20 protein-coding genes are annotated in these 21,816 nt (G+C 70.5%); 9 read left to right on the top strand and 11 right to left on the bottom strand.

All coding sequences use genetic code 11. The features are described from left to right. Positions 1-87 precede the first annotated feature (87 nt). Positions 88-2,283: an ATP-binding SpoIIE family protein phosphatase gene (locus AC07AB_RS03040; RefSeq protein ID WP_478559031.1), complete on the top strand. Its 2,196-nt coding sequence runs from the start codon at positions 88-90 to the stop codon at positions 2,281-2,283. On the opposite strand, the gene AC07AB_RS03035 is transcribed toward AC07AB_RS03040, so the two are convergent. Beyond that, a complete protein-coding gene (locus AC07AB_RS03035) occupies positions 2,184-3,326 on the bottom strand; it encodes an AI-2E family transporter (RefSeq protein WP_478559028.1) in 1,143 nt (380 codons plus the stop codon). The genes AC07AB_RS03040 and AC07AB_RS03035 overlap by 100 nt on opposite strands. A gap of 189 nt (positions 3,327-3,515) precedes the next feature. On the opposite strand from AC07AB_RS03035, the gene AC07AB_RS03030 reads away from it, so the two are divergent. Beyond that, positions 3,516-4,484: a hypothetical protein gene (locus AC07AB_RS03030; RefSeq protein ID WP_478559025.1), complete on the top strand. Its 969-nt coding sequence runs from the start codon at positions 3,516-3,518 to the stop codon at positions 4,482-4,484. Between the two features lie 192 nt (positions 4,485-4,676). Beyond that, positions 4,677-4,970, top strand: a complete 294-nt coding sequence (locus AC07AB_RS03025; protein ID WP_478559022.1) for a hypothetical protein — start codon at positions 4,677-4,679, stop codon at positions 4,968-4,970. 105 nt (positions 4,971-5,075) lie between these two features. Here the strand turns inward: AC07AB_RS03025 and AC07AB_RS03020 are convergent, their stop codons facing one another. Next, positions 5,076-6,029 (bottom strand): pirin family protein, encoded by a 954-nt coding sequence (locus AC07AB_RS03020; RefSeq protein ID WP_478559019.1) that lies wholly within the window; start codon positions 6,027-6,029, stop codon positions 5,076-5,078. Positions 6,030-6,184: 155 nt separating this feature from the next. Next, complete coding sequence (locus tag AC07AB_RS03015) at positions 6,185-6,658, bottom strand: SseB family protein (protein WP_478559016.1); 474 nt, start codon at positions 6,656-6,658, stop codon at positions 6,185-6,187. 131 nt (positions 6,659-6,789) lie between these two features. On the opposite strand from AC07AB_RS03015, the gene AC07AB_RS03010 reads away from it, so the two are divergent. The 5 genes from AC07AB_RS03010 (at position 6,790) to AC07AB_RS02990 (ending at position 13,630) form a co-directional block, all read left to right on the top strand. Continuing rightward, positions 6,790-8,646, top strand: coding sequence for an acyl-CoA dehydrogenase (locus tag AC07AB_RS03010; protein WP_478559013.1), 1,857 nt, complete (start codon positions 6,790-6,792; stop codon positions 8,644-8,646). Between the two features lie 282 nt (positions 8,647-8,928). Next, positions 8,929-10,260 carry a M18 family aminopeptidase gene (locus AC07AB_RS03005; RefSeq protein WP_478559010.1) on the top strand — a complete coding sequence of 444 codons (1,332 nt, stop codon included), beginning with the start codon at positions 8,929-8,931 and terminating at the stop codon, positions 10,258-10,260. Position 10,261: 1 nt separating this feature from the next. After that, positions 10,262-12,409 carry an AfsR/SARP family transcriptional regulator gene (locus AC07AB_RS03000; protein ID WP_478559007.1) on the top strand — a complete coding sequence of 716 codons (2,148 nt, stop codon included), beginning with the start codon at positions 10,262-10,264 and terminating at the stop codon, positions 12,407-12,409. Between the two features lie 121 nt (positions 12,410-12,530). Further along, a complete protein-coding gene (locus AC07AB_RS02995; protein ID WP_478559004.1) occupies positions 12,531-13,289 on the top strand; it encodes a DUF4232 domain-containing protein in 759 nt (252 codons plus the stop codon). Positions 13,290-13,405: 116 nt separating this feature from the next. After that, positions 13,406-13,630, top strand: coding sequence for a DUF6458 family protein (locus AC07AB_RS02990; protein WP_478559001.1), 225 nt, complete (start codon positions 13,406-13,408; stop codon positions 13,628-13,630). A gap of 117 nt (positions 13,631-13,747) precedes the next feature. On the opposite strand, the gene AC07AB_RS02985 is transcribed toward AC07AB_RS02990, so the two are convergent. The 7 genes from AC07AB_RS02985 to AC07AB_RS02955 form a co-directional block, all read right to left on the bottom strand. Next, entirely contained in the window at positions 13,748-14,401 is a 654-nt protein-coding gene (locus AC07AB_RS02985) for a contact-dependent growth inhibition system immunity protein (protein ID WP_478558998.1), read from the bottom strand. 9 nt (positions 14,402-14,410) lie between these two features. Further along, positions 14,411-14,710, bottom strand: coding sequence for an RNase A-like domain-containing protein (locus tag AC07AB_RS02980; protein ID WP_478558995.1), 300 nt, complete (start codon positions 14,708-14,710; stop codon positions 14,411-14,413). Between the two features lie 51 nt (positions 14,711-14,761). Beyond that, positions 14,762-15,445, bottom strand: a complete 684-nt coding sequence (locus AC07AB_RS02975; RefSeq protein ID WP_478558992.1) for a hypothetical protein — start codon at positions 15,443-15,445, stop codon at positions 14,762-14,764. A 14-nt stretch (positions 15,446-15,459) separates the two neighbouring features. After that, the gene (locus tag AC07AB_RS02970; protein ID WP_478558989.1) at positions 15,460-17,031 is read right to left on the bottom strand and encodes an RNase A-like domain-containing protein; all 1,572 of its coding nucleotides are present in this window, start codon (positions 17,029-17,031) and stop codon (positions 15,460-15,462) included. A 386-nt stretch (positions 17,032-17,417) separates the two neighbouring features. Further along, on the bottom strand, positions 17,418-17,723 hold the full coding sequence (locus tag AC07AB_RS02965) for a WXG100 family type VII secretion target (RefSeq protein ID WP_478558986.1): 306 nt from the start codon (positions 17,721-17,723) through the stop codon (positions 17,418-17,420). Between the two features lie 34 nt (positions 17,724-17,757). After that, positions 17,758-18,204, bottom strand: coding sequence for a WXG100 family type VII secretion target (locus AC07AB_RS02960; protein WP_478559721.1), 447 nt, complete (start codon positions 18,202-18,204; stop codon positions 17,758-17,760). A gap of 179 nt (positions 18,205-18,383) precedes the next feature. Further along, positions 18,384-20,222, bottom strand: coding sequence for an NHL domain-containing thioredoxin family protein (locus tag AC07AB_RS02955; RefSeq protein ID WP_478558983.1), 1,839 nt, complete (start codon positions 20,220-20,222; stop codon positions 18,384-18,386). Between the two features lie 64 nt (positions 20,223-20,286). Here AC07AB_RS02955 and AC07AB_RS02950 point away from each other — a divergent pair, with 64 nt between their 5' ends. After that, complete coding sequence (locus AC07AB_RS02950; protein ID WP_478558980.1) at positions 20,287-20,799, top strand: LURP-one-related/scramblase family protein; 513 nt, start codon at positions 20,287-20,289, stop codon at positions 20,797-20,799. Between the two features lie 112 nt (positions 20,800-20,911). Here the strand turns inward: AC07AB_RS02950 and AC07AB_RS02945 are convergent, their stop codons facing one another. Continuing rightward, the gene (locus AC07AB_RS02945; RefSeq protein ID WP_478558977.1) at positions 20,912-21,691 is read right to left on the bottom strand and encodes a carbon-nitrogen family hydrolase; all 780 of its coding nucleotides are present in this window, start codon (positions 21,689-21,691) and stop codon (positions 20,912-20,914) included. Positions 21,692-21,816 lie beyond the last annotated feature (125 nt).

Here is a 21,816-nt window from a genome sequence, read left to right as displayed (position 1 = left end):
TGAGGTCGTCCAGTACAGGCCAATGTGCAAGCCTACCGTTACGCCCCTCGCTGGTATCCCTGACTTAAGTCCACATAAAGTGGGGCAATGCGCACCGAGGATGTCCTGGCCGCCGTCGCGACCGGCCTATGGCGCTGGAACAACGTCACGGGCCTCGTGACCTTCGACGCGGAGGCCGCCCGACTGATGGGCCTGCCCGCCGCGCCCGTGGAAGTGGCCGAGTCCGCCGCGCGCGCCCGCTTCCACCCCGTCGACTGGGTCGAGATCCAGGGCATCATCAGCCTCGCCGTCGCCGAGGGCACCCTCGCCGAGGCCCGGCTGCGCGTCGTGGACCACGAGGGCCGTGTGCTGCGCACCGTACGCAGCCGCACCAAGCCGGTCCCGCGCGACGGCTCGTACGAGCTCGTGGGCACCCTGGCGGAGGTCCCCGAGCCGCAGCCCGGCACCTCCGCCGCCCGTACGCCCGTCACCGGCGACTGGCGGCGCAACCGCGAGGCGTTCCTGCTCGACGCGGGCCGGGCGCTCGCCGAGGCGCGGTCCACGGCCGAGGTGCTGCGGGTCGCGGCCGGACTGTCCATGCCGGGGTTCGAGCCGGCCGGGCTGGCCGTCTTCGGGATCGACGGCGACCGGATACGGGTCATCGGCCACCACGGCCACCGGCAGGGCGAGGAGGAGCCGTTCCTCGACATGCCGCTGTCCACCGACTACCCGGCCGCCGAGGTCATCCGGACCGGCCGGGCGATCTACCTGCCCGACCCGGACGACTACCGCCGCCGCTTCCCCACCACCTGGCCGCTGGCCGAGAAGTTCGACCGCCGCTCCTGGGCCTTCCTGCCGCTGATCAACGCGGGCCGCACCATCGGCGCCTGGATGGCCGGATTCTCCATACCCGTCACCTTCAGCCCCGACGAGCGCTCCGTGCTGACCACGGTCGCCCGGATGCTCGCCCAGGCCCTCTCGCGCGCCAGCGTCCACGAGTCGGAGCGGGAGCTGACCGACGGCCTCCAGCGCTCGATGATGCCCACCGTGCAGCCGGACATCCCCGGCATGGCGGTGGCCGCCCGCTACGTGCCGACCGGCGGCGGCCTGGAGGTCGGCGGCGACTGGTACGACATGATCACCCTGCCGTCCGGGAAGATCGCGCTGGTCATCGGGGATGTGCAGGGCCACGACGTACGGGCCGCCGGGCTGATGGGCCAGCTGCGGATCGCGCTGCGCGCCTACGCCTCCGAGGGCCACCATCCCGACGCGGTCCTCTCCCGCGCCTCCCGCTTCCTGGCCGGCATCAACGACCTGGACGACCCCGGCGGCGGCTCCGACCCGCGCTTCGCCACCTGCCTCTACATCGAGGTCGACCCCGGCACCGGCCTCCTCGACATCGCCCGCGCCGGCCACCCGGACCCGGCGATCCGGCTGGTCGACGGCACCATGCTGGTACGGGCCACCGCGGGCGGCCTGCCGCTCGGCATCGACCCGGACACCGACTACCCCACCACCCGGCTCGTCCTCGAACCCGGCGAGACGATGATGGTCTGCACCGACGGCCTCATCGAGACCGGCGGCCACGACCTGGAGACCGGCTGGAGCCGGCTCCGCTCCATCATCGAGGGCCACGACCTGTGGGAGGCCGAAGGCTCCGGCGGCCTGGAGAAGCTCGCCGACGCGCTCGTACAGGCCGTGCACGGACCGTCCTCGCACCACACCACCGGGCCGCTCGTCGACCGGCGGGAGGACGACATCGCGGTGCTGCTGCTGTGCCGCGAGGGCGGCAGCTGCGGCGTCGGCTCGTACGGCCAGACGTCCGCGCCCGTCCGCCGCACGGTGCTGACCGTCGCCCAGGCCGAGCCCGAGCGCATAGCGGCGGCCCGCCAGCAGCTGCGCGACCTGATGCACGACTGGGCGGACGAGGACCAGATCGACTCGGCGGTCCTGATGGTCTCCGAGATGGTCACCAACGTCCTGGTGCACACCGACGGGGACGCGCTCCTCGTCGCCGAGATCACCGGGGAGCGGCGCCGGCGCCGCATCCATGTCGAGGTCGCCGACGCCAGCGACGACATGCCTCACCTGCGCCAGCCCGGCGAGATGGCGTCCTCGGGGCGCGGGCTGGTGCTGATGGAGCTGCTCGCCGAGACGTGGGGGGTGGACCCGCGGGGCGAGGGGAAGTCGATCTGGTTCGAGCTCTACGAGGGGTCGGCGGCGCCGGGTCCGGCACCGGCGGAGCCGTCGGCGCCCCCGGCCCCGTCGGCCCCGTCGGCCCCGTCGGTCGAGCCCGCCGCGTAGCGTTCCCGCAGTTCGGCGAAGATCCCGAAGGCCGCGGCCGTCAGCGGCACGGCCAGCAGCATCCCCACGATCCCGGCGACGCTCGCGCCCGCCGTGATCGCCACCATCACCACGGCCGGATGCATCTGCACCGTACGGCTCTGGATCACCGGCTGGAGCACATGCCCCTCCAGCACCTGCACGGCGAGCACCACGCCCAGCGCCCACAGCGCGATCACGAACCCCCGGTCCGCGAGCGCCACCAGGACGGCCACCGCACCGGAGATGAACGCGCCCAGATACGGGATGTACGCGCCCACGAACACCAGCGCCCCCAGCCCCACCGCCCCCGGCACCCCCAGGATCAGCAGCCCGACGGTGATGCAGACCGCGTCGATCAGGGCGATGACGGTCGTCCCCCGCATGAACCCCTCGACCGCCCCGAAGGCGCGCCGCGCCATCGCCTCCAGCTGCGGGCCGCTCGACCCGGGAGCCAGCGACCGCAGGGCCGCCGCCGCCCGGTCCGAGTCCCGCAGGAAGAAGAAGGTCAGCAGCAGCGCGAGGACCGCCGCTGCCGCGGCCTGGCCCACCACGCTGATCCCGGACAGCAGCCCGGAAGCGGCGGTTCCGCCGAACTTGCCGAGCCAGTCCTTGGCGTTCGACGCCATGTCGTCGAGGGAGGTGCCGGCCGTGCCGAAGTGGTCCGAGAGCGAACGCGACGCGTCCTTCAGCGATGCCACGATCTCGTCGCCGGTGTCGATGAGCGCGCTCACCACGATGTACCCGGCGCCGCCCACCACCGCGACGAGCGCCGCACACGTCAGCCCCGCGGCCAGGGACCGCTGCACCCTCATCGCCACCAGCCGCCGATACAGCGGCCCGAGCAGCCCGGCCCCCAGCAACGCCAGCAGCACCGGCGTCACAGCGGCCTTCAACTGCACGCACAACCACACCCCGACCGCCCCCACCGCGGCCAGGAGCAGCACCACGACACACCACGCGGCCACCCGCCGCGCACCCTCGGGCAACAACGCCCGCCCGGCCTCCACTTCGTTCTCCACCACCTCACAGGATCATGGGGGCGGCGGCGGGGCACGCCGGGCGGGGGCAGGCGGGTGACGGGGCGTCACATGGAACGCGCGGATGACGCTCCCGAACACCCCATCGAACAAACAGCGTGACCAGTCCACTCATACGGGTGATCACACGCGAAACACCGAAGATCGATGTTTGGACGGTCATACCGTCCGCTCATGGTCAACTCCCCGCACGAGGCGTCGCACCGGATCTTCCAGGACCGGCCCGCACTCGTGACGCCGGTCTTCCGCATCCTGGGCGTGCCCCTGGCCGCGAAGGTCTCCGTCGACGTACTCACCGGCGACGTCACCGAGATCCGTCCGCTGGAGCGGAGAGTGGACAGCGTGCTGCGCGTCGAACCGTCCGACGGCAGCGCATTCCTGCTGGCCATCGAGGCACAGGGCCGCCGCGACCCGGACAAGGCCGCGAGCTGGACGTACTACCTGGCCTACCTCAGCGCGAAATACGGCATCCCCGCGCTGCTCCTGGTCGTCTGCCAGGACCGGGCCACAGCCCGCTGGGCCTCCGGCCCCTTCCACACCGGCGTGGAGGGCTGGACCGCCCTCAGCACCCACCCACTAGTCATCGGCCCCGACAACATCCCCGTCATCACCAGCCCCACCGAAGCCGCCCGCAACCTCGACTTGGCCGCCTTCTCCGCCCTGACCCACGCAAAAGACTCGGACGCCACGGCCATACTGGAAGCACTGGCGAATGCCCTGGGAACGGCCGACTCGGCGGCTCTGCAGTACTACACGGAAATGCTGGAGATCGGCCTGGGTGACACCCCGGCAAGAGACATTTGGAGGAACCTGATGCGCCTGGACCCCAATGCCCCCGGCACCTACTTCCCCGGCCGCGGCACGATCATCGAGGAGACCTACCTAAAGGGCAAAACGGAGGGCGAGGCCAGGGGAGAAGCCAGAGGAGAAGCCAGGGGTGAAGCCAAAGGCGAGGCCAAGGGGAAGGCCCAGGCAATTCTGCAACTCCTGACGGCCCGTGACATCTCCGTCCCCGAGTCCGCCCGTGAACGCATCACCGACTGCACCGACCTCGACACCCTCACCCACTGGTTCAACCGCGCGGTCACGGCCACCGACGCCGAGGAACTGTTCACCGACACGGGCGTCGAACTCGCGGAGTAGCCGCCGCTCACCCCACCTGCCCACGACGGACCGCGCCCCCGTAAAGGCGCGGTCCGTCGTCGTCACAAGGGGTGGAACGATGCCGGGCCCACGGCAGAGTGGCTCCGGAACAACGTGCACCCCGATCCCAACCGAACCGGCACATACCCCAGCCGCCTGGGTGCCCGCGGCGAGACAACATGGAGGAACCTGATGCGCCTGGACCCCAATGCCCCCGGCACCTACTTCCCCGGCCGCGGCACGATCATCGAGGAGACCTACCTGAAGGGCAAAACGGAGGGCGAAGCCAGGGGAGAAGCCAGAGGCGAGGCCAAGGCAATTCTGCAACTCCTGGCGGCCCGTGGCGTCTCCGCCCCCGAGTCCGCCCGGGAACGCATCACCAACTGCACCGACCTCGACACCCTGAACCACTGGTTCAACCACGCGGTCACAGCCACCGACGCCGAGGAACTGTTCGCTGAAGAGGAGACCCAGACCACGCCGTAACCGCGCGGCGTGGCCTCACACAGCGGAGGGGGGGCCCCCAGTCCAAGGGGGCCCGCCCTCCGCTGTCGTGCTCGCCGCCAGGCGCTGGGCGCTGGGCGCTGGGCGTTACGACTCGTCGGCCGGCACCTTCCCCAGCCGCCCCGCCTGGAAGTCCTCGAAGGCCTGGGCCAGCTCGGCGTGGGTGTTCATGACGAACGGGCCGTAGTGCATCATCGGCTCGCGGATCGGGCGGCCGCCCAGGAGGACGACCTCGAAGTTGGGGCTGCGGGACTCCTGCGCCTCGTCGGCCTTGATCGTGACCGAGTCGCCGTTGCCGAAGACGACCGCCTGCCCCATCCGGAACGGCCGGCCCTCCGCGCCCGCGGTGCCGCGTCCGGCGAGGCCGTACGCGAGGGCGTTGAAGTCGGAGCGCCACGGCAGCGTCAGCTCGGCGCCCGGGTTGATGGACACGTGCGTCATCGTGATGGGCGTGTGCGTGATACCGGGCCCGGCATGACCATCGATGTCACCGGCGATCAGGCGCAGCAGCGCGCCGCCGTCCGCGGAGGTGAGCAGCTTGACCTGGCCGCCGCCGATGTCCTGGTAGCGCGGCGCCATCATCTTGTCGCTCTTGGGCAGGTTGACCCACAGCTGTAGGCCGTGGAAGAGCCCGCCGCTCATGACGAGCGACTCCGGCGGGGTCTCGATGTGCAGCAGCCCGGACCCGGCGGTCATCCACTGGGTGTCGCCGTCGTTGATGGTGCCGCCGCCACCGTGCGAGTCCCGGTGGATGAAGGTGCCGTCCATGATGTACGTGACGGTCTCGAAGCCGCGGTGCGGGTGCCAGGGGGTCCCCTTCGGCTCCCCGGGCGCGTACTCCACCTCGCCCATCTGGTCCATCATGATGAACGGGTCGAGGTACTTGTAGTCGATCCCCGCGAAGGCCCGGCGGACCGGGAAGCCTTCGCCTTCGAAGCCGCTCGGCGCGGTGGCCACGTGCAGCACCGGCCGTTGTTCGGCGGCGGCCGGCGCGGCCACGCGCGGCAGGGTCAACGGGTTCTCCACGGTCACTGCTGGCATGACGGGCCTCCTCGGCTCTTGCCCCCAATTTAGTTGAACAGTGAACATCCAGCAAGGCGGCAGAAATTCCCCGGGGGGCAGAGAGGGGCCCGGAGCACGCGCAAGGGCCCGCCGCTTCACGCGGCGGGCCCCTATAAAAGGCGGAAGGGCGGGATCTATCCGTACATACGGCGCATAGCGAAGTCGACCATCTGCTCCACCGACTTCGCGTCGAAGACCATCCGGTGGTCGCCCTCCATGTCGAGCACGAAGCCGTACCCGGTCGGAAGCAGGTCGATCACCTCGGCGCCGGTGATCACGAAGTACTTGGACTCCTTCCCGGCGTACCGCCGCAGCTCCTTGAGCGAGGTGAACATCGGGATCACCGGCTGCTGGGTGTTGTGCAGCGCGAGGAAGCCCGGATTGTCACCGCGCGGGCAGTAGATCTTGGACGTCGAGAAGATGCCCTGGAAGTCCTCGGCCGACATCGAGCCGGTCGTGAAGGCGCGCACCGCGTCGGCGAGGGAGGGCGGCGACGGCTCGGGGTAGAGCGGCTGCTCGCCGTAGCCGCCGGGCTGCGGATGCTGCGGCGGCGGGGGCGGCGCGGCGTATCCCTGCCCCGCGCCCGCGTTCTGGTCGTAGCCGTACATGCCTACGAGCGTACTGAGTCACAGTTGGACCATTGGGGGTTGCCTGTTATTACCCACGGGTAGCATCATGGTGGTTACCGATTGGTATGCATACGAGATCACTGTCTCCCGAACCTTACGGAGCCGTCGCCATGGGGCATTACAAGTCGAATCTCCGCGACATCGAGTTCAACCTCTTCGAGGTTCTCGGCCGCGACAAGCTGTACGGCACCGGCCCGTTCGCGGAGATGGACGTCGACACCGCCAAGAGCATCCTCTCGGAGATCGCCCGCCTCTCCGAGAACGAGCTGGCCGACTCCTTCACCGACGCCGACCGCAACCCGCCGGTCTTCGACCCGGAGACCAGCACCGCGCCGGTCCCCGAAGCCTTCAAGAAGAGCTACCAGGCGTACATGGACGCCGACTGGTGGCGCCTCGGCATCCCGGAGGAGATCGGCGGCACCACCTCGCCCCGCTCCCTGCTGTGGGCCTTCGCCGAGACGGTCCTCGGCGCCAACCCCGCCATCTGGATGTACGCCTCCGGCCCCGCCTTCGCCGGCGTCCTGCACGAGGAGGGCACCGAGGCGCAGCACGCCATCGCGCAGCGCATGGTCGACCGCCAGTGGGGCTCCACCATGGTGCTCACCGAGCCCGACGCGGGCTCCGACGTCGGCGCGGGCCGCACGAAGGCCGTCCAGCAGGACGACGGCTCCTGGCACATCGAGGGCGTGAAGCGGTTCATCACCTCGGGCGAGCACGACATGTCCGAGAACATCATCCACTTCGTCCTCGCCCGCCCCGAGGGCCACGGCCCCGGCACCAAGGGCCTCTCCCTCTTCGTCGTGCCCAAGTACGATTTCGACTGGGAGAGCGGCGAGCTGGGCGAGCGCAACGGCGCCTACGCGACCAACGTCGAGCACAAGATGGGCCTCAAGGCGTCCAACACCTGCGAGATGACGTTCGGCGCCAACCACCCCGCCAAGGGCTGGCTGCTCGGCGAGAAGCACGACGGCATCCGCCAGATGTTCAAGATCATCGAGTTCGCGCGGATGATGGTCGGCACGAAGGCCATCGCCACCCTCTCCACCGGCTACCTCAACGCCCTGGAGTACGCCAAGGAGCGCGTCCAGGGCCCCGACCTCGCCGCCTTCACCGACAAGTCCGCGCCGCGCGTCACCATCACCCACCACCCCGACGTGCGCCGCTCGCTCATGACGCAGAAGGCGTACGCCGAGGGCATGCGCGCCCTGGTGCTCTACACCGCGTCCGTACAGGACGAGATCATCGTCCGGGAGGCCGCCGGCGAGGAGGCCGAGGCCAAGGCCGCGCACCGCCTCAACGACCTGCTGCTCCCCATCGTCAAGGGCTACGGCTCCGAGAAGTCGTACGAGCAGCTCGCGCAGTCCCTGCAGACCTTCGGCGGCTCCGGGTACCTCCAGGAGTACCCGATCGAGCAGTACATCCGGGACGCCAAGATCGACACCCTCTACGAGGGCACCACCGCCATCCAGGGCCAGGACTTCTTCTTCCGGAAGATCGTCCGCGACCAGGGCCAGGCGCTGACCGCCCTCTCCGAGGAGATCAAGAAGTTCCTCGCCGAGGCCGCCGGCGGCGAGGACCTGGCCCCCGCCCGCGACGAGCTCGCCAAGGCCGCCGTCGACCTGGAGGCGATCGTCGGCGCGATGCTGACCGACCTCGCCGCCACCGAGCAGGACGTCAAGTCCATCTACAAGGTCGGCCTCAACACCACCCGGCTGCTGCTCGCCTCCGGCGACGTCGTCATCGGCTACCTGCTGCTCAGGGGCGCGGCCGTGGCCGCGGACAAGATCGCCGACGCCAAGTCCCTGCCCGCCAAGTCCCTGCCCGCCAAGGACACGGCGTTCTACGCGGGCAAGGTCGCCGCCGCGAAGTTCTTCGCGCACAACGTCCTGCCGAACGTCTCCGTCTCCCGCTCGCTGGCCGAGTCCGTGGACCAGTCCCTGATGGAGCTGGACGAGAGCTCTTTCTGACCCGCGACGGGGGCTCTCTCCAAGTCTCCGAGGCTCCGTCCGAGCGATCCAAGGCCCTTTCCGAGCGCTCCCAGGCTCCTTCCGAGCGCTCTCCGAGCCCCAGCGGCGAGAGCTCTTCACGAGACGAGCCGCGAAACGGCCCGGCGGCCGGACCTCGAAAAGGCCCGGCCGCCGGGCCGCCGGTCCGAAAACCGACGATAGCCCCCGTGGACGGGGCCCGATTCCCTCACAGTGGGGGCCGGACCCCGTCCGTTCTTCAGTTCTGATCCTTATCCTGAGGTCATGAGCTCTGCGCACCGCTTCGACCGCGGCCACACCGACGACATGATGTCCTTCCTCGCCGCGAGCCCGTCCCCGTACCACGCGGTGGCGAACGCGGCCGCACGGCTGGAGAAGGCCGGATTCCGCCAGGTCTCCGAGACCGAATCGTGGACCCCGCCCCCCGGCGCGGCGGGGACGGACGAGACGGCCGGCGGCAAGTACGTACTCCGGGGCGGCGCGATCATCGCCTGGTACGTACCGCGCGGCGCGACCCCGGCCACCCCGTACCGCATCGTCGGAGCCCATACCGACTCCCCCAACCTGCGCGTCAAACCCATCCCCGACACCGGCGCGCACGGCTGGCGGCAGGTCGCCGTCGAGATCTACGGCGGCGCGCTGCTCAACACCTGGCTCGACCGCGACCTCGGCCTCTCCGGGCGGATCACGCTGCGCGACGGCACCACCCGGCTCGTCGCCGTCGACCGCCCGCTGCTGCGCGTGCCGCAGCTCGCCGTCCACCTCGACCGGTCCGTGCACAGCGAGGGGCTCAAGCTCGACAAGCAGCGCCACATGACGCCCATTTGGGGCCTCGGCGACGCCCGCGAGGGCGACCTGATCTCCTTCATCGCCGACGAGGCGGGCGTACCGGCCGCCGACGTCACCGGCTGGGACCTGATGGCCCACAGCGTCGAGCCCCCCGCCTACCTCGGCCGCGACCGCGAGCTCGTCGCCGGCCCCCGGATGGACAACCTCCTGTCCGTCCACGCGGGGACGGCCGCCCTCGCGGCGGTGGCCGGCGCCGCGACGGCCGGCGGCGACCTCCCGTACATCCCGGTGCTCGCCGCCTTCGACCACGAGGAGAACGGCAGCCAGGCCGACACCGGCGCCGACGGCCCGCTCCTCGGCAACGTCCTGGAGCGCTCCGTGTTCGCCCGCGGCGGCGGCTACGAGGACAAGGCCCGCGCCTTCGCCGGCACCGTCTGCCTCTCCTCCGACACCGGCCACGCCGTGCACCCCAACTACGCCGAGCGCCACGAGCCGGGCCACCACCCGCTCCCCAACGGCGGCCCCATCCTCAAGGTCAACGTCAACCAGCGCTACGCCACGGACGGCAGCGGCCGGGCCGCCTTCGCCGCCGCCTGCGAGCGCGCCGACGTACCCTGGCAGAGCTTCGTCTCCATCAACTCCATGCCGTGCGGCACCACCATCGGCCCCATCACGGCCGCTCGGCACGGCATCACCACCATCGACATCGGTGCCGCGATCCTCTCCATGCACTCCGCCCGCGAACTGTGCGGCGCGGACGACCCACACCTGCTCGCCTCAGCGCTGAGCGCCTTCCTGGAGGGCTGATTTGGAGTTCTCACTACTGGGCCCGGTCGCCGTCTCCACCCAGTCCGGAGATCTGCCCCTGGGCCCGGCCAAACGCCGCAGCGTGCTCGCCATGCTGCTGCTGCGCCCCAACACCACCGTCTCCGTCGAGCAGTTGACCGGATCCGTATGGGAGGACGAACCGCCCGAGCACGCCCGTACGGTCATCCAGGGCCATGTATCCAAGCTCCGCGCCACGCTGGCCGACGGGGGCGCGGACGCCTACGGCGTCGAGCTGACCACCCGCGGCTCGGCGTATCTGCTGCGGCTGCCCGAGGAGCTGATCGACACCTACCGGTTCAGCGAACTGGTCAATCTGGCGCGCCCGGAGGATGCCCCGGACGACGCCGTGGCGCTGTTGCAGGAGGCGCTGGCCCTGTGGCGGGGCCCCGCGCTCTCCGGCACCGTCTCCAGCCCCCCGCTGGCCGCCGCCGCGCACGCCCTGGAGGAGCGCCGGCTCACCGGCGTGGAGGCCCTGGCCGCCGCCCACGGCGCCCTGGGCGACCACGGCCGCGCCGCCGCGACCCTGCACTCGGCCGCCGTCACCCACCCGCTGCGCGAGGGCCTGATCGCCGCCCTCATGCAGGCCCTCTTCCAGGCGGGCCGCCAGTCCGACGCCATCGACTGGTACCACCGCACCCGCCGGCTCCTCTCCGACGACCTCGGCGTCGACCCCGGGGAGCAGCTCCGCACCTCGTACGAGCAGATCCTGCGGGCGGGCGGGCCGTCGGCGTCGCAGCCCGCGGCCCGTACGCGCCCGGCCGGGGGCGGACAGGCCGCCGGTGCGCGCCGGCCGTGGCCACGGACCGGTGCGGCGCAGCCGAGCACGCCGGAGGCCGGCGGCCGGCCCGCGCCCGCCGCCGACCCCCGGATCGCGGCCGGTACGGGCCGCCCGCCGCAGGCGGCCCCTCCGGAGGCGGCGCCCACCGACCCCAGGGTCGCGAGCGGTACGGGCCCCCCGGCCCCCCACGCGCAGCAGCCGTCCGGCACGGGCGACCCCTGGGCCGCGCAGACCGGTCCCAGCTCGCCCGAACAGCCGGATTACGCGTCCGGCTACGGCGCCCCGGCGTCCGAAAGCCGCGGCGTGCCCGCAGCTCCGCGACTGCTCCCGCGCCCCCCGGCCGGGTTCCTCGGCCGCGGGGACGAACTGGCCGCCATCACCAGGCTGGCGCTGCCCGGGGCCGCCACCGGGGCGCCCCTGCCGCCGGACGCGGACAGCACCGTGGTGCTCGTCACCGGCCCCGCCGGGGTCGGCAAGACGGCCTGCACGGTGCGCTGGGGCCACACCCACGACACGCACTTCCCCGACGGGCTGCTCTTCGCGGACCTGCGCGGGTTCGGGGAGAGCGACGAGGCGGCGCCCATCGAGGTGCTGAGCGAGTTCCTGCTCGCGCTCGGCACCCCGCCGGACCGCATCCCCACCTCGCCGCAGGCGGCGGCAGCGCTCTACCGGTCGCTCGCGGCGAACCGCCGGCTGCTCGTCATCCTCGACAACGCGCGCGGCTCCGCGCAGGTACGCCCGCTGCTCCCGGCGGGCCCCGGCTGCACCACCCTGGTCACCAGCCGCAGCAGGCTGGACGGCCTGGTCGCGACGGACTCCGCCCGGCCCGTACGGCTGCACCCGCTCGCGCCCGCCGACGGCGTGGCGCTGCTCGGCGCGCTGCTCGGCACGGAGCGGGTCGCCGAAGACCCGGACGCGGCGCACGAGTTGGCGGCCCTGTGCGACGGGCTGCCGCTGGCCCTGCGCGCGGCGGCGGCCCAGCTCACCGCCCGCCCCCGCTGGCGGCTGGCGCGTCTCGCCACGGCGCTGCGCGACGAACGCCGTCGCCTGGCCCTTCTGTCCGCCGAGGACACCGGGGTGGCGGCGGCGCTGCGTACGTCCGTGGCCCGGCTCTCGGCGGACGACGCCCGGCTGCTGCGGTCGCTCGGCACCAGCTTCACCAGGGTCGTGGACGCCTCGGCGGTGGCGGCGCTGGACGGCGCCGACCCCGATCTGACGCGGGACGGCCTGGACCGGCTGGCGGAGATGCATTTGATCGACGAGGAGGCCACCAACCGCTATGTGATGAGCGATTTGGTGAAACTCTTCGCCCAGCGCAAGGAGAAGAAGGAAGAGAAAAAAGAACCCTGACCTGGGGGTTGAGGGGCCGTTAGCGGGGCATTAGCGCAGCGGCAGCAGGGCGGCAGCGCCCCCGGCCAGGATTGGTGTCACACCGAGAGAACGACACCGAAACGACCCGGGGGAACCCACCATGAACGCCACCGCTCGCCGCACCCGCAGCCTCCGCGTCGCCGCCGCCGTCCTGACCGCGGCGGCCGCGCTGACCCTCTCCGCCTGCTCCGGATCGGACACCTCCGGCACGAAGACCTCCGGCAAGGCGGACACCTCGGCCGGCGCGCCGGACACCTCCATGGAGGGCTCCTCCGGCTCGGGTGCCGAAGCGCAGGGCGGTTCCGGCGCCAAGGGCGGGAACACCGGCGGGGAGAAGGGCGGCAGCACCGGTGGGGAGAACGCGAGCGACAAGTCGGCGGCCCTGCGCGGCAACAAGGCGGGCTCCAGCGCCAACAGCGGTGGCGCCTCCGCCTCCAAGCGCTGCCACACCTCCGAACTCCGCGGCTCCTTCGCGACGGGCGATGACGCGGCCCCGGACAAGAACTCCGGCGGTTCGACGACCACCAGCGTCGTGCTGACCAACAAGGGCGGCCGCACCTGCGTGATCGGCGGCTTCCCCGGTGTGGACCTCACGTCCGAGAACGGCGGTGAGCGGTGGTCACTGGCCCGCTCGTCGGCCAAGTACAGCTCGATCACCCTCAACCCCGGTGACAGCACCGACTTCGCCATCAACGTCGCCATGGCCCAGGACGACGAGGAGAACTTCTACCAGCCCGCCCACGTCGAGGTCACCCCGCCCAACGAGACCAGCTCGCTGAACATCAACTGGCCCTGGGGCACCCTCGTCAAGCAGGACGGCGCCACCCACCCGGCCACCTTCGTCAACCCGATCGGCTGACCACTGCCGCCTCCTCCGCCGCCTCCGCTGTCTGATTAGCCGTTCCGAGCCCGGGTACCCGAAGACGTACCAGAGCCCGGAACGGCCACATCAGCTTCAGTTCGGAGGCGTTACCCATGGGCATGGGATGGTGCATCGGTCTGGTCGCGATCGGCGCGATCCTCACATTCGCCGTCGACTGGCAGATGCAAGGCGTGAACGTGCACCTCGTCGGCCTGATCCTGATGGTGGTGGGCATCATCGGCATCTGCGCGTACATCAGCATCTTCAAGCGCCGCCGCATGCAACCGCCGCCCCCGGCGGCCCCAGTGGTCGAAGAGGACCGGCGCTACATCCGCTGACCACCCAAGGACCCGGCCCGTTCGGCGGCAGGCCCGTACGCCACCGGTGTCGTACGGGTCTGTGGCGTACGGATCGGTGGCGTACGCGCCGGTGGCGTACGGGCCGGTGTTCGCCCGCTACGCGCTCAGCCGCCCGGCGATCACCGCGAGCCAGGCGGCAGGCGTGTACGGGGCGGGCGGGTCGACCTCCATCCCCAGTTCGGCCACGGCGAGCGCGCAGTCGCTCTCGTCCAGATCCAGCGCCAGCAACTCGTGCAGCTCGCCGGCCAGTCGCGCGACGAGCGACGGGGCGGTGGTGTCGAGATAGTCCCGCAGTGCGCCGTCGTGATCCTCGAACTCGTCGGGCATGTCCTGGGAGAACCACCCACCGAGCAACTGCCCCAGCTCGGGGAAGCGGGTCTGCCACTCCCAGTGGGTCTCCGGGGCGCCCGGCGGCGGGACCTCACCGGCCTCGACACTGTGCTTGAGGTGATCGGCCAGAGTGAGCAGCCAGGACTCGACCTCGGCGTCGGCGAGGCCCACGTCGGGGACCGGATAGAACTCTCCGAGGCGCAGCCGCAGCCGGCCCGGCGGGTTATGGGCGTACTCGCGCAGCTGGACCTCCGCGGTGGAGATGGCCCAGGGGCGGGTGTGCCAGGTGTGGCGCAGATACGCATCGAGAGCGGCACTTCGCCGTTCCGGGACGTCGTCGGCGACCTGCCCCAGGTACGCGCGGACGACCTGGTCCAACTCCCCGTACTGACGGTTGTGTTCCAACGGCTTCAAGGACACAGGTTCTCTCTAGAGGTAGATGGGGACGGTCGCGTGCACGACGAAGCCGTGCGGGCTCTCCGGCACGCGCCTGAGCACCACCCGCGCGGCCCGCACGTCGACGGGCCCCCGCCCGGCCAGCATCATCGCCTGAAGCAACACCCGCCCCACCGGCTCGGCCCGGGAGGGCCACGCCGCCTCGATGGTCAGACGCTGCCGCGTCCCTTGGGCCAGCCAGCGGTGGATGACCTGCTCATTGCCGGTCACGACCTGCTGGGTACACCACTGGGCGGTCTCCCGGTCGGAGTAGGTGGCGGAGCGGGTACGCATGGTGGGTCGCCTGTCGTGAGAGGGGGCGGAGCGGGGCAGCTATCACCGGTGTCACACGGGAGGGTGGAACTCTTTCATGTGCTCAATGCACATCTGCGCCAGCACCGGAAAGAACTCCTCGAAATCCAGATAACCAGAGCCGCCCCCGAGTTCCTGTACGAAGAATCGATCCAACGCCTCCTCGTGCTGGAACAGGGCCAACGCTTCATAGCATTCGCCTGCCACGCCCGGTAGTTCCCACGGGCACTGCGGGTGCGTCTCATCGATCCACATCTGGATTCCTTCTTCAGACGACGCGTCACTCATGTCGTCCGAGATGGCAGCACCATCCTGACCGAAATAGATGGAGAGGATCCGCCGGAGGCGGGGGAAACGCAGACGCAGTTCGGGGGTAGTGGCCTCTACGGAATAGAGCCGCTCCGACTTGGCGCGCACAGCCCATTCTTCGACATACGTCGCAATCTCCCTCAGCACGGCGGGCGTACGCTCACGCGGCACAGCTTCCGGGATGTTCTTCACAGCGTGGTACGGGCCGTCAGAGGCGAAGATGTCGGCCGCCAGCCGGAGTTCAGCTGCGACTTCGAATCGGTTTCTGCCGCCCCCTACCTCGGAGTTCCATAGCGCCCGGAACATGGGCGCCAGCGCGGGACGCCACTGGTCAACGTCAGAAGGAATCCCCTTCACGTCGAATTGCCCAAGAAGAACCCGAGCTCCATCGAGCGTAAAGTAGTCCATAACTTCTCTTCGCATCACGGGACTCTCTTAATCTCTACAGGCATTGACGTCATGACCGTGAAAGGCGGATCAAGGTCCGGATTGTACAAGATCTGCACCTTAACACCATCGACTTCCTTCGCCCTCCCCGAAGGGAACCGATCGGTCTTCAACTCCACCTTGTCGATGCTGCTGCCACTTGGCCCGTACGGCGTCCCATTCACCTCAATATCCTTGCGTTCACCCCGCTTAGGCCCAAGCTCAATCCAATTCCTGATCCCATCCGCGTTCTTATCAATGGTGTACTGTGTCATCCGCTGCGCCGAATCAAGGTCCTTGAACGTCGAAGCGTTACTGACCTTCGGCTGTCCGTAAGGCCATTCCGTGCCCGGCCTCGGCGGTTTCTTCAACTCGTCCCGCAGCCGCTGGGCAAGCTGCTCATCCGTCAGCCCGACGTGCTTGTTCACCGTATGCGAATTCTCCAGCCATTCACTGGAGGCCAGGTCGACCCGGAAGACGTCCCGGCTCGTGTCGCCGTCCCCCGTCCACCGGTGGCGAGCCTTGAACTCGTCGAGAGAGCGCGCCCCGTACGCCGCCGCGCGCGCCGACTCCGCCTCGTACGTCGGCGCGCTGTCGTACGCCTCGTCCAGCTCGGGCAGCAAGCCCTTGAGCGCGGCGGCCGCGTCGTGGAACGCCTTCTGATAGGCGTCCACTGCCGCGTTCATCGCCGCCGTGTCCAGGTGCTTCTTGAAGTACTGGACCGCCTTGGCCGCCCTCTCGACGGCGCCGATCGGTGGTATGAGCAGGAGCAGGTCCTCCCACAACGAGGTGTCAGCTCCCTCCAGGAGGTCGTTGACCATGGCCTTTGCCGCCTGGGACGCCAGCCGTGAGGTGGTGGCGGTGGTGGTGTCCGCGATCTTGATCAAGGTGTCGCACTCCTTCCGCACCGCGTCCGCGGTCTTCTGGAGCACTTCGATGACGGGCTGCCTCGAACCAGGCGGCTTTCCGGGGTTGGTCCGCCATTCGCGGCCGCTCGTGGCAGCGCCCCTGGGCACGGCGGTGCCGTCCGGGTAGCGGGGTTCGCCCCAGGCCGTCGTGCCCCAGATCGACTGGCAGAAGCCGTTCATCGCGCCTTGCCACTCGCTGTTGCTGCCGTCGGTCATGCCGCCGACAGTGCCGGCGAACCCACTGGCGGAGCTCTTGGCCGCCGCGCCCGCCCGGTGCCAGGCGTCACCGATGCCCCTGAGGTCGTCGGTCACCGCACCAGGGGTGATGTCGTACGTCTTGCCGAGGCCGAGCACGTTTTTGATCACGGGCTCGACCAGGTCGGCGAGCATGTCCGGGATCTCGTTGAGGGCCGCGAGCAGCGCCGGATCGTCACTGCTCCCCGTGCCGGACCACTTGAGGGGCGCGATCGGGCCGTAGTGCACCGCACCGACGCCATACGGCGGATCTCTGCGCGGCGGCGGACCATAAATGCCCCTGGCCGACCAGTCGGCCGCCTGGTAGTGGTTCGCGGTGACGGTCAGACCGACCGCCACCCCGCCGACGCTCTGAATGCACTTCGCCCACACCTCCAGAAAGCGCTTCGCGACCTTCTCGTACATGTCGGCGAAGGCGTCCGGGCCTTCTCCCTTTCCCGCCGCTTGCGGGTGGTCGACTTCCTGGACGAATCGCGTCCCCGCCTTGTGGAAGGTGAACTGCTCGTCCCGTATCAGCAGGGACGTGTAGTAGACGTGCCCCGGCTTGACGTCGAATCCACCGCCCGCGTCCGGCGGCGGCGCCTTCATCTGCTCGCGTTCCCACGCACGGCGCTTGTCGCTCGGCAGCCCGTCGCGCCCGGTCGGCGGTGGTGGCGGCGGCTTGTAGTCGGGGTCGGGGGACGTACCGGGCGACGGCTCGGGAGTCCTGTCCTGGCTCGGCTCGGACGGTTCTGCGTCAGCCGCCGGCGGCGAGGCGGAAGGCGTGGGCCGCGGTGGTGGCGGAGTGGCCATCAGGCGCCGCCCCACCCGCGCAGCACGGCTCGGTGGGCGGCCGCATAGCCGGTGTGGCCGCTGACGACGACGCCGTGCAGCCACCGCTGGGCGCTTTCCATGTCCTGCATGGCCCGGTCCCACTTGTCGAGGTTGTCGACATACATGTCCCGCGCCTCCCCCTCCCAGCTCAGCACGACCTTCTCCGAGCGCTGGTAGAGGGTTTCGAGTCTTGCGTTCAGATCCTTGAGCAGAGAATCGAGTTCCCCCGATATCTCGGTGAGCTTGCTGAACCTGACGGATATCGCGTCGCCGTCTTCCGGCATGTCAGTCCCCCCGGACCTTCTCTGATTCGTACGGTCAGAACCCGTCCAATTTGCTCTTCGGCGCGTCCGGCACATGCCCCGACTGCCCCGGCCCCGCCTCCGGACCCGACTGTTGATGAGCGCCGGCCAAAGCGAGGATTTCGTGCTCCCCCGTCGCCGACTTCTGCAAGTTCTGGAACCGGCGCAGCACTTCCATGTCCTGTGCGCTGAATCCGTCGCGGCTCAGCTTCATCGCTTCTTCCAGCAGAACCAGCATCTCCCGGATACGCGCCGCGTCCTCGTTCACGCTCTTCTGCAACGAGGTGTAGGCGGACGCGGCCGGGCTCCGCCACCCGGAGGCCACGGAATCGACCAGGTCGTCGAGGCGCTGCACTCTCCGCTTCAGGTACTCCTGCATATCGTCGAGATCCGCTATGAGACTCGCCAGTTGGTCATCGGAGACCGCGAGCCTTGGATTCCCCACCTGTTCTCCCCCCTCCATTCGGCGCAGGACCGCAAGAGCCTCGGGTCCCAGGAACCGCAAGAATCTACCTACGCCCCCAGTCGCCCCCCATGCGCCCCATGGCACGCAATCGTGCCATGGGCAGCAACGGCGGACGAGCCGGTTTCCCCCTCAGCCAGCGCCGGCCCCTCAGGCCCTCTCAGGCCCCCTCAGTCCCCTCAGCCGTCCATCCCCGCCAGCACCAGCGCCAGCCGCCCCGTGCCCCCGTCCGTGACGCGGACCGGGACGCCCCAGTCCTGCTGGTGGACGTGGCACGCGGGGTACTCGTTCGCCGGGTCGTCGTCGCAGGAGGCGGCCATGGCGGAGACGTGCAGCACGCCCTCCGTCGCCCCCTCGGCGAGCAGGACGTCCCGGCTCAGGTCCGTACCCGCGCCCGAGCCCTCCGCCAGGAGTTCCGGCGGGGTGGAGCTGATGAGCAGGCGGGTGGAGGGGCCGTAGCGGGTGTCGAGCTTCTGGCCCGCCGGGGCCTGGAAGACGACGTCCACGGTGAGCTTGCCCGCGCTCACGTCGGTCGCCGCACGCTGCGTGCGGTGCGCGACGGACTCCACCCGTACGGCCTCCTCGGGCAGCCGCAGCCGGGTCAGCCGGTGCCGCGCGGACTCGACGACGACGATGTCGCCGTCCACCAGCACCGCGCCGGAGGGCTCCCGCACATCGGTGGCGAGCGTGGTGACCTCGTCCGTCGCCGGGTCGTAGCGGCGCAGCGCGTGGTTGTACGTGTCCGCGACGGCGACCGAGCCGTCGGGCAGCGCCGTCACGCCCAGCGGGTGCTGGAGCAGCGCCTGGGCGGCGCCGCCGTCCCGGTGCCCGAAGTCGAAGAGCCCGGTGCCCACGGCCGTACGGACGGCGAAACCGTCAGCGTCGCCATCGCCGCCGCCGGACCGCTCGACCCACCGCACAGCGCTCGTCTCGGAGTCCGCGACCCACAGCCGCTCCCCGTCGGCGGACGCCGCCAGCCCGGACGGCTGCGCGAACCACGCCTCGGCGGCCGGCCCGTCCACCAGTCCCTCGTTGGTGGTGCCCGCCTCGGCCCGTACCGTCCCGGCTGCCGGGTCGTACGACCACAGCTGGTGCACGCCCGCCATCGCGATCCACACCCGGTCCGCGAACCACGCCACGTCCCACGGCGACGACAGGTCCACCTCGCGGGCGCCGCCGCTCGTCGGCGCCCCCTGCCACCACTGCCGCCCGGTCCCGGCGACCGTCGTGACCTCGCCGCTCGCCGGGTCGTACGCGCGCAGGGCGTGGTTGACGGTGTCGGCGACGAGCACCCGCCCGTCCGGCAGCAGCGTCAGCCCTTGCGGCTCGCTGAACCGCGCCGTCTCGGGCCCGCCGTCCACGAGCCCGCGCTCGCCCGTGCCGATCCGCCGCACCACGGTCTCGCCGTCCGGGGCCAGCTCCACGAGGGCGTGCCGCGTCGAGTCCGAGACCAGCAGGTTCCCGCCGGGCAGCGGCAGCGCCTTGCCGGGGAAGCGCAGATCGGTCGCCACGGGCTCGGGGGCCACGTACGGGCCGTCGCCGTGCCGCAGCGTCCCGCGCGCCCCGTGCGCGTCCTCCAGCTCCGCGACCAGCTTCTCGATGGCGTGGGCGTGCCCCTCACCGGCGTGCTGGGCGACGACGTACCCCTCGGGGTCGATGACGACGAGCGTGGGCCAGGCCCGTACGGCGTACTGCTTCCAGGTGGCGAGCTCGGGGTCGTCCAGTACCGGGTGGTGCACCTCGTACCGCTCCACCGCGTCGACGACCGCCTGGTGCTCCGCCTCGTGCACGAATTTCGGGGAGTGCACGCCGATGATCACGACGGTGTCGCGGTGCTTCTCCTCCAGCTCCCGCAGCTCGTCCAGGACGTGCAGACAGTTCACACAGCAGAACGTCCAAAAATCTAGGATGACAATGCGTCCTCGCAGGTCAGCGAGGGTGAGCGGGTTACCGCCGGTGTTGAGCCAACCGCCCTGGCCGGTGAGTTCGGGGGCGCGGACGCGTGCACGTGAAGCCATGCCCCCATCCAACATCACCGGCCCCCGCGCGCATTCCTGCGGCGGCCGGGGGAACCTGTCTGCCATGAAATACCAGGTGCGTGAACGCATGCTCGCCATCGGCGACGACTACTGGATCACCGACGAGCACGGCGAGAAGGCTTTCCTCGTGGACGGGAAGGCGCTGCGGCTGCGGGAGACGTTCGAGCTGAAGGCCCCGCACGGTCCGGTGCTGGCCGTGATCCACAAGAAGATGTTCGCCTTCCGCGACACCATGGAGATCGACCGGGACGGCGAGACGCTCGCGACCGTCAAGAAGAAGCGTTTCTCGCCGCTGCGCGACCACTACCGCGTCGAGCTCTCGGACGGCACGGAGCTGGATGTGTCGGGGGACGTCCTCGACAAGGAGTACGGCATCGAGTACGACGGCGAGCTGCTCGCGCACATCTCGCGGAAGTGGTTCCGGCTGCGGGAGACGTACGCCGTGAACGTGGTGCGCGAGGACGCGGACCCGGCGCTGCTCATCGCGGTGGCGGTCTGCGTGGACCGCCTGGCCGAGCACGAGCATGAGGAGCACGAGCACGGACACGGGCACTGAGGGACTGAGGGACCGAGGGGCCGAGGGGCCGAGGGACCGAGGGGCTGAGAGGCCGAGGCAAAGGCCGCTCCCGGTCAAGGGCCGGGCCGTACGGGCACGGCCCGGCCGCCCCTCAGCGTCCCAGCACCCGGTCCTTCAGCACCGGGAACTCCTCCCGCGTCTTCGCCACCCGCGCCATGTCCAGCTCCACGGTCAGCACCTCCTCGGCCGCCCCCGCCTCGGCGAGCACCTCGCCCCACGGGTCGACGACGACGCTGTACCCCGCCTGCTCCACCCCGGCGTGCGTGCCCGCCGTGCCGCAGGCCAGTACGTACGCCTGGTTCTCGACCGCGCGGGCGCGGGCGAGGAGCGACCAGTGGGCGCGGCGGCGGGCCGGCCAGCCGGCCGGGATGACGAGCGTCTGCGCGCCCGCGTCCACCAGGGCCCGGAACATCTCCGGGAAGCGCAGGTCGTAACAGGTGGCGATGCCGACCGTGGTGTCAGGCAGGCCCACGGTGACGAGCGCGTCGCCCGCGCCCATCAGCACGGCCTCACCCTTGTCGAAGCCGAACCGGTGGATCTTGCGGTAGATGCGGGCGAGTTCGCCGTCGGGGGAGAAGATCAGGGAGGTGTTGTACAGCGGCCCGTCCGGGTCCCGCTCGACGATGGAACCGGCGTGCAGCCAGACTCCGGCGTCCAGCGCGGCCGTTGACATCGCCTCGACCGTCGGGCCGTCCAGCGGCTCGGCCTCATCCGCGAACGACTCGAAGGCGAAGGCGCCCACCGGCCAGAGCTCGGGAAGCACCACCAGGTCGCTGCCGCGCTGCTCCCGTACGAGTGAACCGGCGCGCACCCGGCGCGATTCAACCGTTTCGTCCGGGTCTACCTCGATCTGGATAAGAGAGGCGCGCACACTACCACCGCCTAATAATTCGAGCCGTCGCTCCGGGCCTACGATCAGAGACGAAAGCACTGCCGGGGTGCTCTTTCGCAGCGTAACTTAACTGCACAACAGCACCCAGACCGCGTACGAACCGC

The sequence above is a fragment of the Streptomyces sp. NPDC044033 genome (assembly GCF_056434425.1).
The sequence above is the reverse complement of the archived record's forward strand: the minus strand, read 5'-3'. Positions and strand labels throughout refer to the sequence as shown.

Bases quoted from the DNA above. Each gene is read 5' to 3' on its own strand.
- AC07AB_RS03040 (WP_478559031.1), top strand. From the start codon at position 88: ATGCGCACCGAGGATGTCCTGGCCGCCGTCGCGACCGGCCTATGGCGC.
- AC07AB_RS03030 (WP_478559025.1), top strand. From the start codon at position 3,516: ATGGTCAACTCCCCGCACGAGGCGTCGCACCGGATCTTCCAGGACCGG.
- AC07AB_RS03025 (WP_478559022.1), top strand. From the start codon at position 4,677: ATGCGCCTGGACCCCAATGCCCCCGGCACCTACTTCCCCGGCCGCGGC.
- AC07AB_RS03020 (WP_478559019.1), bottom strand. From the start codon at position 6,029: ATGCCAGCAGTGACCGTGGAGAACCCGTTGACCCTGCCGCGCGTGGCC.
- AC07AB_RS03015 (WP_478559016.1), bottom strand. From the start codon at position 6,658: ATGTACGGCTACGACCAGAACGCGGGCGCGGGGCAGGGATACGCCGCG.
- AC07AB_RS03010 (WP_478559013.1), top strand. From the start codon at position 6,790: ATGGGGCATTACAAGTCGAATCTCCGCGACATCGAGTTCAACCTCTTC.
- AC07AB_RS03005 (WP_478559010.1), top strand. From the start codon at position 8,929: ATGAGCTCTGCGCACCGCTTCGACCGCGGCCACACCGACGACATGATG.
- AC07AB_RS02995 (WP_478559004.1), top strand. From the start codon at position 12,531: ATGAACGCCACCGCTCGCCGCACCCGCAGCCTCCGCGTCGCCGCCGCC.
- AC07AB_RS02990 (WP_478559001.1), top strand. From the start codon at position 13,406: ATGGGCATGGGATGGTGCATCGGTCTGGTCGCGATCGGCGCGATCCTC.
- AC07AB_RS02980 (WP_478558995.1), bottom strand. From the start codon at position 14,710: ATGCGTACCCGCTCCGCCACCTACTCCGACCGGGAGACCGCCCAGTGG.
- AC07AB_RS02975 (WP_478558992.1), bottom strand. From the start codon at position 15,445: ATGGACTACTTTACGCTCGATGGAGCTCGGGTTCTTCTTGGGCAATTC.
- AC07AB_RS02970 (WP_478558989.1), bottom strand. From the start codon at position 17,031: ATGTACGAGAAGGTCGCGAAGCGCTTTCTGGAGGTGTGGGCGAAGTGC.
- AC07AB_RS02965 (WP_478558986.1), bottom strand. From the start codon at position 17,723: ATGCCGGAAGACGGCGACGCGATATCCGTCAGGTTCAGCAAGCTCACC.
- AC07AB_RS02960 (WP_478559721.1), bottom strand. From the start codon at position 18,204: ATGGAGGGGGGAGAACAGGTGGGGAATCCAAGGCTCGCGGTCTCCGAT.
- AC07AB_RS02955 (WP_478558983.1), bottom strand. From the start codon at position 20,222: ATGGCTTCACGTGCACGCGTCCGCGCCCCCGAACTCACCGGCCAGGGC.
- AC07AB_RS02950 (WP_478558980.1), top strand. From the start codon at position 20,287: ATGAAATACCAGGTGCGTGAACGCATGCTCGCCATCGGCGACGACTAC.